14 protein-coding genes and 1 pseudogene are annotated in these 15508 nt (G+C 71.9%); 10 read left to right on the forward strand and 5 right to left on the reverse strand.

Features of this window, described 5'->3' with window-relative positions; translation table 11 throughout:
- Position 1 precedes the first annotated feature (1 nt).
- From QMK24_RS03230 to QMK24_RS03260, 7 genes are all read left to right on the forward strand, one after another.
- On the forward strand, positions 2 to 1036 hold the full coding sequence (locus QMK24_RS03230; protein WP_283463511.1) for a DUF4129 domain-containing protein: 1035 nt from the start codon (positions 2 to 4) through the stop codon (positions 1034 to 1036).
- Positions 1033 to 1518 carry a hypothetical protein gene (locus QMK24_RS03235; RefSeq protein ID WP_283463512.1) on the forward strand — a complete coding sequence of 162 codons (486 nt, stop codon included), beginning with the start codon at positions 1033 to 1035 and terminating at the stop codon, positions 1516 to 1518. The genes QMK24_RS03230 and QMK24_RS03235 overlap by 4 nt, the downstream gene beginning before the upstream one ends.
- A gap of 234 nt (positions 1519 to 1752) precedes the next feature.
- Positions 1753 to 2742 (forward strand): AAA family ATPase, encoded by a 990-nt coding sequence (locus QMK24_RS03240; protein WP_283463641.1) that lies wholly within the window; start codon positions 1753 to 1755, stop codon positions 2740 to 2742.
- On the forward strand, positions 2739 to 4202 hold the full coding sequence (locus QMK24_RS03245) for a DUF58 domain-containing protein (protein WP_283463513.1): 1464 nt from the start codon (positions 2739 to 2741) through the stop codon (positions 4200 to 4202). The genes QMK24_RS03240 and QMK24_RS03245 overlap by 4 nt, the downstream gene beginning before the upstream one ends.
- On the forward strand, positions 4199 to 4876 hold the full coding sequence (locus QMK24_RS03250) for a hypothetical protein (protein WP_283463514.1): 678 nt from the start codon (positions 4199 to 4201) through the stop codon (positions 4874 to 4876). Before QMK24_RS03245 ends, QMK24_RS03250 begins: the two co-directional genes overlap by 4 nt.
- 256 nt (positions 4877 to 5132) lie before the next feature.
- A complete protein-coding gene (locus QMK24_RS03255) occupies positions 5133 to 6200 on the forward strand; it encodes a C40 family peptidase (protein ID WP_283463515.1) in 1068 nt (355 codons plus the stop codon).
- 97 nt (positions 6201 to 6297) lie between these two features.
- Positions 6298 to 6888, forward strand: a complete 591-nt coding sequence (locus tag QMK24_RS03260) for a hypothetical protein (RefSeq protein ID WP_283463516.1) — start codon at positions 6298 to 6300, stop codon at positions 6886 to 6888.
- Between the two features lie 530 nt (positions 6889 to 7418).
- On the opposite strand, the gene QMK24_RS03265 is transcribed toward QMK24_RS03260, so the two are convergent.
- Positions 7419 to 8090, reverse strand: coding sequence for a LuxR C-terminal-related transcriptional regulator (locus tag QMK24_RS03265; RefSeq protein WP_283463517.1), 672 nt, complete (start codon positions 8088 to 8090; stop codon positions 7419 to 7421).
- 139 nt (positions 8091 to 8229) lie between these two features.
- Here QMK24_RS03265 and QMK24_RS03270 point away from each other — a divergent pair.
- Positions 8230 to 8355, forward strand: a pseudogene (locus QMK24_RS03270) (helix-turn-helix domain-containing protein); the annotation flags it as partial.
- A gap of 161 nt (positions 8356 to 8516) precedes the next feature.
- On the opposite strand, the gene QMK24_RS03275 reads toward QMK24_RS03270, so the two are convergent.
- Positions 8517 to 9797, reverse strand: a complete 1281-nt coding sequence (locus tag QMK24_RS03275) for an ATP-binding protein (protein WP_283463518.1) — start codon at positions 9795 to 9797, stop codon at positions 8517 to 8519.
- A gap of 220 nt (positions 9798 to 10017) precedes the next feature.
- Between QMK24_RS03275 and QMK24_RS03280 the strand changes: the two genes are divergently transcribed.
- Positions 10018 to 11319, forward strand: coding sequence for a PspC domain-containing protein (locus QMK24_RS03280; RefSeq protein WP_283463519.1), 1302 nt, complete (start codon positions 10018 to 10020; stop codon positions 11317 to 11319).
- 119 nt (positions 11320 to 11438) lie between these two features.
- On the opposite strand, the gene QMK24_RS03285 is transcribed toward QMK24_RS03280, so the two are convergent.
- The 3 genes from QMK24_RS03285 to guaA all read right to left on the reverse strand — a co-directional run bounded on the left by QMK24_RS03285 (position 11439) and on the right by guaA (position 14580).
- Positions 11439 to 11993 carry a DoxX family membrane protein gene (locus QMK24_RS03285; protein ID WP_283463520.1) on the reverse strand — a complete coding sequence of 185 codons (555 nt, stop codon included), beginning with the start codon at positions 11991 to 11993 and terminating at the stop codon, positions 11439 to 11441.
- Positions 11994 to 12097: 104 nt separating this feature from the next.
- Entirely contained in the window at positions 12098 to 12895 is a 798-nt protein-coding gene (locus QMK24_RS03290) for a class II aldolase/adducin family protein (protein WP_283463521.1), read from the reverse strand.
- 89 nt (positions 12896 to 12984) lie between these two features.
- Positions 12985 to 14580 carry a glutamine-hydrolyzing GMP synthase gene (gene guaA / locus QMK24_RS03295; RefSeq protein WP_283463522.1) on the reverse strand — a complete coding sequence of 532 codons (1596 nt, stop codon included), beginning with the start codon at positions 14578 to 14580 and terminating at the stop codon, positions 12985 to 12987.
- Positions 14581 to 14887: 307 nt separating this feature from the next.
- Between guaA and QMK24_RS03300 the strand changes: the two genes are divergently transcribed.
- On the forward strand, positions 14888 to 15268 hold the full coding sequence (locus QMK24_RS03300) for a chorismate mutase (RefSeq protein WP_283463523.1): 381 nt from the start codon (positions 14888 to 14890) through the stop codon (positions 15266 to 15268).
- Positions 15269 to 15508: the final 240 nt, after the last annotated feature.

Below are 15508 nucleotides of genomic sequence, written 5' to 3' on the forward strand. Positions count from 1 at the left end.
CTTGGCGCAAGTCACCGGCCGGCCGGTCCCCCTGCTCGCCACGGCCGCCGTGGGCGGCCTGGTCCTGGCAGCGAGCGCGCTGCGGGCCGGGACCGGCCGGTCGGTGCTCGACTCCGGCCCGCACGGCACCGGCCCGCTGACCGGCCACGGCGGGTTCCTCGTACTGCTGGCCCTGGCGGTCGCGGCCGGTGGCGCGCTGCTCGTGACGAACTACCGCCGGGCCGTCCAGCACATCGACGGTCCGAATCCAGTGGCCGAGCGGCTGCGGGACGCGGCGCTGGTGCTGCTGACCGCGGCGGCCGTGGTGGTGCCCGTCGCGGTGCTGCTCAGCTACCAGGGCGTCCAGGACGGCCTCGACACCCCGGGGGACGGCAACACCCCGTCCCCCGCACCGACCGTGCCGCGCGCGACCCAGGCCCCGGCGCAGCACGCCGCCGACACGCCCGCCGCGGACGGATCGTCCTTCGATCTGTTCCATCTGCTGCTCCTCGTGGTCGCGGTACTGAGCGCGGTCGTGCTGGCCGTGGCGCTCGTACGGTGGCTGCGGTGGTACCTGGCCGGCCGGTCGGAGTCCGGCACCCGGCCCATCACCGGCGTCCCGGAGACCACCGAGAGCGCACTCGCCGGCGCCGTCGCCTCGGGCCGCCGGGCCCTGCACGGCGAGGACGCCCGCACCGCGGTGATCGCCTGCTACGCGGCGATGGAGTCCACCCTCGGCCGGTCCGGCGTCGCCCGGCTCGCCTCGGACAGCCCGACGGACCTGCTGGACCGGGCCGTGACCGGCGGGACGCTGACCGGGGACGCGGCCCGGACGCTGACCGCGCTCTTCCGCGAGGCGCGCTACTCCAGCCACCCGATGGACGACGGCCACCTGCTGCGCGCCCGCACCGCCCTCGACGCGATCGCGGGCCAACTGGCCGCCGTCACGGGCCCGGACGATCCGGATGACCTGGACAGTCCCGATGATCCGGATGGTCCCGACGGCCGCGACGGTCCCCCGGGCGTAACCCCCCAAGCCCCGGCGGACGGCCGGTGACCCCCGGCTCCACGCGCCACTCGCTGGCCGTGCTCATCGCGGCCGCGGTCGTCACCGAAGGCGTCCTCGCACTGGCCGGCGGGTTCGCGGTGGCGGGCTCCGGAGCCGTCGTCATCACGGCCGTCGCGCTGCTCACCGCCCGCTATGTGACGGGGTTCGACTCGCAGGACCATGGTTACCGGCGGCCCGTCCGGCTGCTCGGCAGCCGGTCGCCCCGGCTGGGCGACTGGGGCCGGGCGGTCTCCCAGGGGCTGTCCGACGGGGACGGGTACGCGCGCACCCTGCGCCCGGGACTGCAGCGGCTGTACTCGGCCCGGCTCGCCGAGCGCCACGGCATTTCGCTGCGCACCCAGCCGGACCGCGCAGCCGTCGTCGTCGGCCCCGAGCTGTGGCCCTGGATCGACCCCCGGCGGCCCGCCCCGGAGGGCGCCATCCCGCCGCAGGTGCTGCGTGCCGTCGTCGACCGCCTCGACGACCTGTAGCGCGCGGACACCGCCGGAGGCGCCGCCCGCTGACCAGCCGAACCGCCGAACCGCCCCACAGCCGAAGAGCCGCACCGTCGCAGAGCCGCAGAGCCGAAAAGCCGCAGAGCCGTACGTCCTCCCAGGAGCACCGTGACCACCACGCAGCCGGCCCAGCCCGTCGTCCAGCAGACCCCGTCCGGCACCGGGCCAGAGGTCCTGACACCGGCACCGGCACCGGCACCGGCACCGGTCATGACACCCCGCGAAGCCGGTGAGCGCGCCCGCCACGTGCTCGACGAGATCGAACGCGCCGTGGTCGGCAAGCCCGAATCCCTCCGGTTGGTCATGCTCGGCGTCCTCGCCGGCGGCCACATCCTCATCGAAGACCTGCCGGGGCTCGGCAAGACCCTGCTCGCCCGCTCCTTCGCCACCGCACTCGGACTGGACTTCCGGCGCATCCAGTTCACCCCCGACCTGCTGCCCTCCGACGTGTCCGGCGCGCCCTTCTACGACCAGCGCAGCGGCGACATGGTCTTCCGCCCCGGCCCGCTCTTCACCCATCTGCTGCTCGCCGACGAGATCAACCGCACCCCGCCCAAGACCCAGGCGGCGCTGCTCGAGGCGATGGCCGAGGCGCAGGTCTCGGTCGACGGTGTGACCCGGCGGCTCCCCGACCCGTTCGTGGTCATCGCCACCGCCAACCCCATCGAGTACGAGGGCACGTACAGCCTGCCCGAGGCCCAGTTGGACCGCTTCCTGCTGCGCGTCAGGATGGGCTATCTGCCGGCCCGCGACGAGGCCTCGATGCTCCGCGTCCGGCTGGATCGGGCCGCCCCCGAGGCCGTACTGCGCACCCTGAGCACGCCCGCCGAGGTGCTCGCCATGCGGGCCAGTCTGGAGAGCGTCGAGGTCGACGACGATCTGATCGCGTACGTCGTCGCGCTCATCGGCGCGACCCGCGCCCATCCGCAGATCCAGGTCGGCGCCTCCCCGCGTGGCGGCCTCGCGCTCGTCCAACTGGCCCGCGCCCGCGCGGTTCTCGACGGGCGCGACTACGTCACCCCGGAGGACGTGAAGGCGCTGGTGGTCCCGGCCCTCGCCCATCGCGTCACGCTGCGGCCCGAGCTGTGGGTGCGTCAGATCAACTCCGACGACCTGATCGCCGAGCTGGCCAGAACCGTACCGGCGCCACAGACCCTGCCCGCCGGGCAGAGCGCGCCCCGGCCGGCAGTCCGGCCATGACCGTGGGCCGAAGGCCACCCGGCCGGCGGCCGGCCCCGCCGCCGCACATCGCGCGGGCCCTGGGCGGCTCACCGGACGCGCCGACCGACCTGAACGCCGAACCCGCCGAGCCGCCGGCCCCGCCGCCACCCGGCTGGCGGGCCACCGAGCGCGCCCTGCGACTGCTCACCGTGGCCGCCGTGGCGGCGGCCGCCGCGCTGCTCACCGGCCACCCATGGCTGCTCGCACTGGCCGCCGGCCCGGTCGTACTCCTCGTGCTGGCCGGACCGGGAGCGGTCTCCGGGTCCTGGTCCGGCTCCAGCTCCGGCTCAGACACCGTTTCCGACACCGGGTCCGACACCGGGTCCGACACCGGGTCCGGCCGTCCCACCCGGCTGAGCGCCGAAGTCGAGACCGAGCCGCGCCGCTGCTTCGAGAACGAGGACATCACCGTCCGCATCCGGCTCGCCTTCGACGGCGCGGTGGGCTGGCTCGACCCGGGCATCACCCTCGGCCCCGGCATCGAGCTGAACGTCCTCACCGTGACCGGGCCGGTCGTCGAACTCACCCTCACCGCCCGCCGCTGGGGGCGCTGGAGCCTGGGCACCGTCGATGTGGACGTCCACGACACCGGTGGTCTCACCCGGCGCACCGTCCGCGCGGAGCTCGGCGAGATCCAGGTCTTCCCGGTGCCCACGCAGGCCGCCCTCACCCCCATCCCGGTCCGGCTGCCGGACCGGCTCGGTGAGCACACCGCCCGGCAGAACGGCGACGGCATCGAGGTCGTCGGCGTACGCCCGCATGTGTGGGGGGAACGACAGCGGCGCATCCACTGGCCCTCGACGACCCGGCGCGGCAGCATCCAGATCAACCAGTTCGCCGCCGAACGCACCGCCGACACCGTCGTCCTGGTCGACGCACTCGTCGACTTCATCGACCCCGCGACCGGCGCCTCCGGCCTCGATGAGACGGTACGCGCCGCGGCCGGTCTCACCCGCGCGTATCTGCGCAGCCACGACCGGGTCGGCCTGGTGTCGATCGGCGGCAGCCTGCGCTGGCTGCAACCCGGCTCCGGCGGGGCCTACTTCTACCGGATCGTCGAGAGCGTGCTGGAGGTCCGCAAGGACCTCGGCTACTCCGTCCCCGCCCTCCAGCGCCTGCCGCCGCCCGCGCTGCCCCGCGGCGCGCTGGTCTACGCGATCACCCAGCTCGCCGACGAACGCATCCTGGAGGTGCTGGGCGACCTCGCGCAGCGCGGCAACCCGCTCGTCGTCATCGAGATCCCGACCGGCGCCCCGCACATCGCGGGCGGTGACACGGCCGGGCAACTGGCCCGGCGGCTCTGGCTCGCGGACCGGGCGGCGATGCGGTTCGCCCTGCGGGGGCGCGGTATACCGGTGGTCGCCCAGGCGGCCGGCAAGAGTCTCGACCTCGCGCTCGCGCCCTTGCTCCGCACCCGAATCCAGGGCAGGACCCGATGACCCCGGCCCCCGCTCCCTCCCTCGCTCCCGTCGCTCTCCAGGCTCCCGTCTGGCCGGTGCGCCTCCTCGGCATCGCGCTGGCCGTCGCGTCCTGCGACCCGGCGCTCCCCGCCGACCTGTCCGTGGCCGGTGTGCTGCGGCCGGCCGCCGCGGCCGCGCTCGCCTGGTGGGCCGCCCCCGCCGTCACCCGGCGGCCGGTCCAGTACTCGGCCCGCAAGACCGCGCTGCTGTCCGCGCACCGCAATACGGTCTTCGCCGTCAGCTGCGTCGTCCTCGCCGCGTTCAGTACCCCGCCGCCCTGGCTGGCGTGCTGTGTCTCGGCCCTGCTGCTGACGTATCTCCTCATCGCCGACGCCTGCGCCGCGGGCCCGGCCGGCGTCCGTCAACTGCGCGCGCGGCACGTCCCGGCCGCCGCGTACGGCGCGAGTGCGCTGGTGCTGCTCGCCGCGTTCGCCCCCGCCGGCAGCGGCGCCTGGGGCCCGGCCGTCGCGGCCGGCGCCCTGTGCATGTCGGCGTACGCGGTCGGCCTGTCCCTGTGGCCACGGAGATCACGTGCGCCCCGGAGCAGCTCCCGTAGCAGCGCCCGTAGGAGCGCCGCCAGCAGCTCCCATAGCAGGGTCGAACGGCCTGAGGAGCAACAACTGCCTCATCGGTCGCCGCCAGTCCCGAAGTGACCAGGCCACCCGTCGAACAGTGATCACCGTCGATCACCCATGGCCGATTGAGACCAGTCCCGCTCTACGTCGTACTGCCCCGCACTCCTCAGGTTTAGCGTCCTCCTCCAGGTGGCCGAACCCCACTGCCGTCGGACCACGTCGGCACGGTCACCCCCGCCGAAGATCCGGCGGCGTTCCGCTTCCCCGTGCGGACGCCGCCGGATCGAGGTCCCAGCAGGCGGGCACCAGCTAGGCACGAAGGAGTGACGGCCGCGTGGCGTCGCACAGAAAGCCCAAGCAGCGCTCACTCACCGGAACCACCGCACGGACCGCGGCCACCCTCGCGATGGCGGGAGCCGCATCCGTCACCGCCTTCGGCGAGACCGGCCACGCCGACCCGCAGCTCAGCGCCAACGAGGTCAAAACGCAGGTCGACGCCCTGTACCAGCAGGCCGAGCAGGCCACCGAGCAGTACAACGGCGCCAAGGAGGCGGCGGACACCGCCCGCGCCGACGTGACCCGGCTCCAGGACGAGATGGCCCGCAAGACCGCCAGGCTCAACACCACCCGCGACGAGATCGGCTCCATCGCCGCCGCCCAGTACCGTTCCGGCGGCATCGATCCCTCGATGCAGCTCGCGCTGGACTCCACCCCGGACACGTATCTCGAACGTGCCGGCATCCTCAGCCAGGTCACCGGCCGCCAGGCCCAGGCCCTGCGCACCCTCGGCGAACAGCAGCAGGCGGTCAAGCAGACCCACGACGCGGCGGACGCCAAACTCGCCACCCTGCGCGACGCCCAGACCAAGCTCGCCGAACACAAGCGCACCATCGAGACCAAGCTCCACGCCGCGCAGGCCCTCCTGGACCGCCTCACGGCCGCCCAGCACGCTGCCGTGAACAACAGCGGCCACGGCAGCGCATCGGCCCCCGCGCACGCCGACCGCTCCGCCGATCGCGTCCCGATCGCCCCCGGCGACATCAAGGCCCCCTCCGTCCGCGCCGCCCAGGCCGTCGCCTTCGCCTACGGCGCCCTCGGCCTCCCCTACGTCTGGGGCGCCACCGGGCCGTCCGCCTACGACTGTTCCGGCCTCACCCAGGCCGCCTGGAAGGCCGCGGGCGTCTCACTCCCCCGTACCACGTACACCCAGATCAACGTCGGCCAGCGCGTCTCCGAGTCCCAACTCCAACCCGGCGACCTGGTCTTCTTCTACTCCGGCATCAGCCACGTCGGCCTCTACATCGGCAACGGCCAAATGATCCACGCCCCCCACCCGGGCGCGCCGGTGCGCATCGCACCGGTCAACGAAATGCCCTTCGCGGGCGCGAGCCGCCCGTCCTGACCGACCTGACCGACCGGACCAGAGGAACCGTCCGGCTGTCCGGAACGTCCGACCGCCGCAAGTGCCCCGCACTTTCTGCCCGGACCAAGGACATCCCATGGACCTGCGCCGCATCGCCGCCCTCACCTCGGCCGCAATCGCCCTGACCCTGACCGCCGCGTGCGGCACCGAACACGCCGGTGCCGCCGCTCCCGCCCCGGCACCCTCCAAAGCCGCCCCGGCCACCCCAGCCGCCACGACCACCCCCGCGGTCCCCCTGGACCTCCAGAAGACCGAACAGGCCGTCGGCGACCAGGCACGCGGCTCCGACGTCTACGGCGACGAGATCGTGCAATCCGAGGATCACCTGATCGTGCTCTACGTCACCGACACCGACAAAGGCCAGGCCCTGTTACGCGCGGCGAAGGCCGCCCACCCCGACATCGACACCGGCCTCGTACACCTCAAGAAGTGCCGCTACGCGCGCAAGACCCTCGACGCCGCCATGGACCGGGTCATGAAGGCCAGCGAGGCGAGAAGCCTCCCCTATCTCGTCTACAGCGCGAGCCCGACCCACGACTCCTCCGGCCTGAACGTCACCGCCGCCGCGGAAGCCGTCGCCTCCACCACCTTCCGCCAGAAGGTCCAGGCGGCCGTCGGCACCATCCCGGTGGCCTTCGCCCCGGGCGGAATGGTCACGGCCTTGTGAACGGTGGCACGTTCAGCGGACGTACTCCTTGAGCTTCTCGGTCTCCAGCCTTTTCGATCCGCTCTTCTCGCCGGAAGATGGGACGGGTTGGACTGAGCGTGATCCATGGGGTTGGTGAGGCGATCTCGGAGCGGATGTGGATCACCAAGGAGGGCCAAAACTCCACTTACCGGGGCCTCAGGCCCAAAGGCTGATCCGTTGCGGATGACTGAGGTGCCAGAGGCCGGGCCGCGCCACCTCGCCGGCCCCAACTGACCCCCACCCCGCCCGGGAAGCGCAGCGGACCGGTATCCCTCTGCCCGAGCCGCACAGCGGGTCGGGATCGCTGAGTGGCGCGCAGCGAAAGGCCCCGCCCCTCCGCCCGGGCCAGGAGCGGAGCGACGCAGAAGAGCACTTCGCACTGCCTGAACGCCAGCCACCCCGAACCCGCACCCGGCCCGCCTCCCCGCAGGAGCGGAGCGACGCGGAAACGCACTCCGCCTCCGTCTGAACGCCGGCCACCCTGCCTGAACCCCGGCCACCACCAACCGTCAGACCAGCCGCCGTGCCGTCGCCCACCGCGTGAGCTCATGCCGGTTGGAGAGCTGGAGCTTCCTCAGAACGGCGGAGACGTGGGACTCGACCGTCTTCACCGAGATGAACAGCTGCTTGGCGATCTCCTTGTACGCGTAGCCGCGTGCGATGAGCCGGAGGACTTCACGCTCGCGCTGGGTCAGGCGGTCCAGGTCCTCGTCGACCGGCGGGGCGTCCGTCGAGGCGAAGGCGTCGAGGACGAAGCCGGCCAGGCGCGGGGAGAAGACGGCGTCGCCGTCGGAGACGCGGAAGATGGAGGAGACGAGGTCAGGGCCGGTGATGGTCTTGGTGACGTAGCCACGGGCGCCGCCACGGATGACGCCGATGACGTCGTCGGCGGCGTCGGAGACCGACAGCGCCAGGAAGCGCACCGGCTGCTCCGCGTCGCCCATGAGCGGTGCGCAGCGCCGCAGTACCTCGACTCCGCCCCCGCCCGGCAGATGCACGTCCAGCAGCACCACCTCGGGCCGGGTCGCGGTGATGACCGTGACGGCCTGGTCGACGTCGGCGGCCTCGCCGACGACCTCGACGCCCGTGCGTTCGGTCTCGCCGATCTCGGCCTGTACGCCGGTACGGAACATCCGGTGGTCGTCGACGAGCACGACCCTTACGCGTCGGTCCTCAGTCATCGCAAACTCCTTGCGTGGATACTCCGGCTTTCAGGCCGGAGAGGAAACGCATCATGCGTGAGCGGCACGGAGCGTCGAGTGCACCGCTTGAAAGCTCACACGATGATCCTCTGGTTTCTGGCAGGTGAAACCCGAGCACGTGAGGCGGGCGTTCAAGTACCGCTTCTACCCGAGCGATGCGCAGGCGGCCGAGCTGTCCCGCACGTTCGGTTGTGTGCGCAAGGTCTACAACTTGGCGCTGGAGGCCCGCTCCGTGGCGTGGTCCCTTCTGGCCGCCGGGCTGGCGGTTTCTGTCTGTGGAGACGGTGTAAGGCCTCAACGGAGCACTCCGGGCGGGCAGTCGCCGATGAAGCAGAAAACGCTTCGAAAGAGCGCCGCGTAGCGGCGCGGAGTCGGAGAATCCTCTTCCTCCGGGGAGGGGCGAAGTCAAAACGCCGCCCTCTCCATTTCGAGTTCCACTTCCGTGCCCCCGCCCGGCGCGCTGCGCAGTCGCGCCTCGCCACCGTTTCGCGTCATGCGGCCGATGATCGACTCCCGGACGCCCATACGGTCGTCCGGCACCCGTTCGAGGTCGAACCCCGGTCCCCGGTCCCGTACGGATACGAAGACCTTGCGCTCCTCGACTTCCGCGTACACCTGAACCGCCTCGTCGCCACCGTACTTGGCCGCGTTCACCATTGCCTCGCGTGCGGCTGCCATCTGTGCGACCAGATTGTCGTCGAGCGGGCAGTCACCGACGCAGACGACCTCGACGGGCACCCCGTGCGCGTCCTCGACCTCGGCCGCGGCCTTGCGTACGGCGTCGGCCAGCGTCGTCGGCTCGTCCTCCTTGCCGGTGCCCTCGGGCCGGTACAGCCAGGCCCGCAGCTCGCGCTCCTGGGCGCGGGCGAGGCGTGCCACCTCGCGCGGGTCCTCGGCGTGGCGCTGGATGAGGGTGAGGGTGTGCAGTACGGAGTCGTGGACGTGGGCGGCGACCTCGGCACGTTCCTGGGCGCGGATGCGCATCAGCCGCTCGGCGGACAGGTCCTGGGTCAGCCGGACGAGATAGGGCCCGGCGATCAGTGCCACGCCGACCAGGACGGCGAGCGCCGCCTGCAGGATGCCCCCGATGTGGCTGCCGGAGCTGCGGACGACGAGAAACCCGGTGACGCCCGCCCCGACCAGCAGCACACCGGCGGCGCCGCGTGCGATCGGCCAGAACCGTTTGCCCTGGCTCATCTCGACCCAGCGGCTGCGGCGGGCGTTGTCGGCCTGCCGCCAGACGAGGGCGACGCCGAGGCCGATCACCAGGAGCGGCCAGATGGCGGCGTTGGCCGCGCCCAGGTTGAGGCTGCTGACGAGGACGCTGAGGCCGATGAGGAGGGCGATGAGCGCCACGATCTGGCCCTTGTCGGGACGGCGTCCGGCCAGCCAGGACTTGGCGTCGCGCGGCTCCTTCGCCTCGTTCACCCCGCCGACGCCGAGCGGCACGAAGAACCAGAAGAGCGCGTAGAGGAGGATGCCGAGGCCGTTGAACGTCGCGAGCACCACGAACACCACGCGCACCCACGAGACCGGCAGCCCGAGATGCCCGGCGAGCCCGCGTGCCACCCCGCCGATCATCCGGCCCTCGGAGCTGCGGTAGAGCTTGCGCGTCGGCGGATCCGCCGGATCGGGCGGTTTCAGATAGGACGCGCCCGTCGCAGGAGCAGGGGTGGTGGCTGGCATACCCCGATCGTCACACGCTTCGGCCGTCCCGGGCATCAGGGTTGCCCCCGGACCTCACCCTGACTGAAGCCCGGCCCAGTGCCCGGCCAGGCCCCGGCTGAACCTTGGCCCCGTCCCGGCCGATACGGGACCGCCCCCACCGCCCCCTGGGGGGTGCATCAGGGGTCGGCCAGGGTTGCACCTGGTGCCGGGCGGGGGCGGGGACCGCCACCATGGAGGCATGACGCAGGACAGCAGGCCGGCCGACGAGGCCGAGGCCGACGCCACCCCGGACCTTCCGGACTCCCCGGAACCCCCGGCCCGGCGCCGCATCGTTCGCAGCCGCCGCCGGGTGGTCGCGGGTGTGTGCGACGGCGCGGGCCGCTACTTCGAGATCGACCCGGTGATCTTCCGGGTGGTGCTCTCCGTGCTGGCGCTCACCGGCGGCATCGGCCTGATCGTGTACGGCATGGCCTGGCTGGTGATCCCGCAGGAGGGCGAGGACCAGAGCGAGGCGCACCGGCTGCTCTCCGGCCGTGTCGAGGGCACGGCGCTGACCGCCGTGCTCGTCGCGCTGGTCGGCTGCGGGCTGTACGCGTCGATGCTCGGCAACGGCAACAACCAGGCGTTCTCCATCCTGTTGCTGGCCGCCGTGGCCGGTGCCATCTACTGGTCGCAGCTGCGCCGCCGCGCCGCGCTGGACGGCGAGGCGAACGCGGTGGCGGCCGGACCGGCCGCCGACGCCCCGCCCGCCGCGCAGGCACCCCCGAGCCCCGCGACGCCGTCGTGGTGGCGTGAGCCGCTGGCCAAGGACCCGTCCTGGGCGAGCAGCAGCACGGGCTACCTCTGGGGCCCCGACGACGGCCCGTACGAGGAGCAGGACCGTAAGGCGTGGCGGGAGCGGCGGGCGGCGACCCGCCGTGAGACGTCGTGGCTGGGCGTGCTGACGTTCTTCGTGGCGCTGGTCGCGGGAGCGATCGGTACGGCCGCGGCCTGGAAGGGGCACCCGCTCGGCACGGCCCTGGAGATCGGGCTGGCGTCCGCGCTGGCCGTCTTCGGCCTGGGGTTCGTCCTCAGCGCCTGGGCGGGCCGGGCCCGCGGCGGTACGGCGTTCTGGGCCGTACTGACGATCGCGCTGCTGGTGGGCGCCGCCTCGGTGCCCAAGACGATGACGACCGACTGGGCGACGACGGACTGGCGGCCGGTAGCCGTCACCGACGTCCAGGCCCGCTACGAGCAGGGCAGCGGGCACGGCCTACTGGATCTGACCGCGCTGCCCCTCGGCGGCAAGACCGTCACGACCAAACTGCAGGTCGGCGCGGGCCTGGCGGAGGTACGGCTGCCGCAGAACGCCACCGTGCGGCTGCACTATCAGCTGGGCGTCGGCGAGGTTCAGTTGCCGGGCGTAACGAACCATGGGGTGGACATCCGCACGGACGTGCGCAACGAGGTGGTCTTCGAGCCGGCCGCGGGCACGCCGTCGGCCGGCACGATCGAACTCGACGTCGAGGTGGGCGTCGGACAGGTGAGGGTGATCCGGTGAAGCGGCATGGATTCGAGCCCGCGTCCCTCGTGATGGGACTGGTACTGCTGGGCCTCGCGACGGTGTTCTTCCTGGACGCGGCCGGCGGCTGGGATCCCTCCCGGCCGGCGACGGTGGCCCTAGCGGGCGGCGGTCTGGCTTTCGCCGCGGTGACGTCGGTGGTCACCCGGCTGATCCGACGGCGGCAGCGTGCCCGTGGCGCGGCGGCGTGAGGCGAGGCGTGCGGCGATCAGCCCGTCGGCGGACAGCAGGGGGGTGCCGGCGAGGATCAGCGGCAGCCAGGCCATCAGGTACACCAGGTCGTTGCCGTAGTAGTAGGGGTCGGTCGCCCAGCTGACCGTGAGCCACAGGCTGAGCGAGATCGCGGCGCCGCCGAGTGCGGCGAGGCGGCCCAGCAGCCCGAGGAGCATGCCGATCCCGACGGCCAGCTCACCGAGGGCTATGGCGTAGCCGAAGGCGTGCGGCGCCTTGAGCGCGAGATCGACCATCGCCGGGATCGCCGCGCTGTCGCGTACCGCGTGCAGGGTGCCGACCAGCGATCCCGGCGTCGAATCGGTGAAGAACGCGCCACCCGTCAGCTTGTCGAGCGACGCGTAGATGAAGGTCACACCAAGGAAGATCCGCAGCGGCAACAGGGCATACCGCGAGGCGGTCTCCCGCCAGGTTCGGAGCATGATGTCCTGCCTCTCCCGCCGCACGTGTCCCCAAGGAATGTCGGAACGATTCTTCACGTACGGCTCTCAACGGGAGATACGTACTCCCCTCCGATCCGACTCAGTCAGCTGAAGAGATCGGGTTCGCTCCGCGAGATCTGCTGGTACAGCGGCTGATAGTTGATCCAGGCGACGAGATCGTTCCCGAGCTGCTCGCGGGTGTGCACCGCGCTCTCGTGCGTGATCTGCACCGGTTTCCCGGCCGCCTTCGCCGTCAGCTGCACCTGGCAGGACCGCTCCATGGTGATGAACCACCACGCCGCCGCGTCGACCGAGTCCCCCACCGTCAGCAGTCCGTGATTGCGCAGGATGACGGCTTTGTGCGGCCCGAGCGCCTCCGCGATCCGGCGGCCCTCCTCCTCGTCGACCACGACGCCGGTGTAGTCGTCGAACAGCGCGTGATCCTCGTAGAACGCGCAGACGTCCTGGGTGATCGGGTCCAGCAGCTCCCCGAGCGCCGACAGCGCCCGCCCGTACGTCGAGTGGCTGTGCGCGGCGGCGATCACGTCGGGGCGCGCCCGGTGCACCTGTGCGTGGATCGCGAAAGCCGCCTGATTGACGTGGAACCGGCCCTCCACGACCTGCCCCGCGTGATTGACCAGGATCAGATCGCTGACGGTGATGAACTTGAAGCTCATCCCGAACGGATTGACCCAGAAGTGATCGGTGAACTCCGGATCGCGCGCCGTGATGTGCCCCGCGACCCCTTCCTCGAACCCGAACCGCCCGAACAGCCGCAACGCGGCCACCAGCCGCTCCTTGCGGTGCCGCCGCTCGTCGTCGGTGTCGGTGAACGTCTGCGGCATGGCGAACTGCAGCTGGTCGGTGGGTATCGGCTGCGGGGCGGGCCTCGTCTCGGTCATGGACCGGAAGCTACCGCGCGGTACGGGCAATGAACAGGCCCGCGACCGCGGTTCAGCGGTGGCGGGCCTGTCCGGCGGCTAAGCGGAGGTCACTCCCACTCAATCGTCCCCGGGGGCTTGCTCGTTACGTCGAGCACAACGCGGTTGACGTCGGCGACCTCGTTCGTGATCCGGGTGGAGATCTTGGCGAGGACGTCGTACGGCAGACGTGACCAGTCGGCGGTCATGGCGTCCTCCGAGGAGACCGGGCGCAGCACGATCGGGTGGCCGTACGTGCGGCCGTCGCCCTGGACTCCGACGGAGCGGACGTCGGCGAGCAGCACGACCGGGCACTGCCAGATCTCCCGGTCGAGGCCGGCCGCGGTGAGCTCCTCGCGGGCGATGGCGTCCGCCTCGCGCAGCAGGTCAAGGCGCTCCTTGGTGACCTCGCCGACGATCCGGATGCCGAGGCCGGGGCCGGGGAACGGCTGGCGCTGGACGATCTCCTCGGGCAGGCCCAGTTCCTGGCCGACCATCCGGACTTCGTCCTTGAAGAGCTTGCGCAGCGGCTCGATGAGCTCGAACTCGATGTCGTCCGGGAGCCCGCCCACGTTGTGGTGCGACTTGATGTTGGCGGTGCCGGTGCCGCCGCCGGACTCGACGACGTCCGGGTACAGGGTGCCCTGGACCAGGAAGGCGACGGCCTCGCCGGCCGCGCCCGCCTCGGCGATGAGCTCGGCCTGGGCCTGCTCGAAGACCCGGATGAACTCGCGGCCGATGATCTTCCGCTTGGTCTCCGGGTCGGTGACGCCGGCGAGCGCGGACAGGAAGCGCTCCTCCGCGTCGACGACTTTCAGCTGTACGCCGGTGGCCGCGACGAAGTCCTTCTCGACCTGCTCGGACTCGCCCTTGCGCTGCAGCCCGTGGTCGACGTACACGCAGGTCAGCTGCGATCCGATGGCCTTCTGGACGATGGCCGCGGCCACCGAGGAGTCCACGCCGCCCGACAGCCCGCAGATCGCGCGCTTGGTGCCGACCTGGGCGCGGATCGCCGCGACCTGCTCGTCGACGACGTTCGTCGTCGTCCAGTCCGGCGCGATGCCCGCGCCCCGGTACAGGAAGTGCTCCAGGATCTGCTGGCCGTGGGTGGAGTGCAGCACCTCGGGGTGGTACTGGACGCCGTAGAGCTTGCGCGCGTCGTTCTCGAAGGCGGCGACGGGCACCACGTCGGTGGACGCGGTGACGGCGAAGCCCTCGGGCGCCGCCGAGCACGCGTCGCCGTGCGACATCCACACCGACTGCTCGGCGGGCGTGCCCTCGAAGAGCGTCGAGCCCGGCTTGGTGACGGCCAGTGGAGTACGGCCGTACTCACGCGCGCCGTTGTCGTCGACGGTGCCGCCGAGCGCCACCGCCATCAGCTGGAAGCCGTAGCACATGCCGAAGACCGGGACCCCGGCCTCGAAGATCGCCGTGTCGAGCGACGGGGCGCCCTCGGCATAGACCGACGAGGGACCGCCGGAGAGGATGATCGCCTTCGGGTTCTTCGCGAGCATCTCGTCGACCGGCATGGTGCTGGGGACGATCTCGCTGTAGACCCGGGCCTCACGGACGCGTCGGGCGATGAGCTGGGCGTACTGCGCTCCGAAATCCACCACCAGGACGACGTCCGGGTTGTGGTCGGGGGCGGCTGGGGTCGCTGATGCCACGGGCGGCCTTCCGGCGTTATGTACGAGGGATCGGACCCTGATTCTACCGTTCCTACGAGGGCGCTTCCGTCTCACCATCCGGTCGCCGGGTGGCTACGCGGCGCACTCGTGGTCATACTGGCCCGCATGTCCTCGAACACGCACTACGCGATCTTCGCGTTTACCTATGGCACCGGCTGGTCCGGCTGCCATGGTCGTGCTGCTTGAGCTACTGACAAGCGACTTCCCAGGCGCCCCGGGCCATTCGGCCCGGGGCGTCTGTCGTCTCCGGGCCGGGTGCGGGGCCGTGACCACAGGAGACACAGATATGAGCACGCAGACAGCGACCCCGGCGGCGGTAGTCCCGGCAGCGGCAGTCCCAGCGGCGGTTCTTCCGGCGACGGTCCTCCCGGCGACAGCGGCGGAGACAGCGGTCCCGGCGGAGACCGGAGCGCGTACGGACGAGGCCGTGGCCCTCATCACCGGGGCGCGGAGCCGGATCGACGATCTCGACACCCGGATCATCGGGCTGGTCATGGAACGGATGGCCGTCTCGTCGGAGATCCAACGGGCCCGGATCGCCTCGGGCGGGCGCCGGGTGAATCTGTCCCGCGAGATGGAGATCCTCAACCACTTCAGCGACGAGCTGGGCAAGCCCGGAACCACCCTGGCGATGACCCTGCTGGAGCTGTGCCGTGGCCGAGTGTGACGTTTCTGCGCATCGCCCGTTCGGGGTGCGTCACCCGTACGGCACGTGACCGGCTCGTGGCCCTTTCGTTGGATGGGGTGTCCGTGCCAGCCAGGGGCGGTCGACCACAACCACGCGTGGACAACAGGACACCGCCCAGACGCAGCTGGGCGGGGTGTTAATTCGGAGCGATGAGGCCTGCCCGTTCGCGCGGCATGCCGTGGGACCTCGCTCCGGGCTCCGTGGCCGAGCAGCAGGGGA

The sequence above is a fragment of the Streptomyces sp. PH10-H1 genome, assembly GCF_030063355.1.
GTDB lineage: Bacteria > Actinomycetota > Actinomycetes > Streptomycetales > Streptomycetaceae > Actinacidiphila.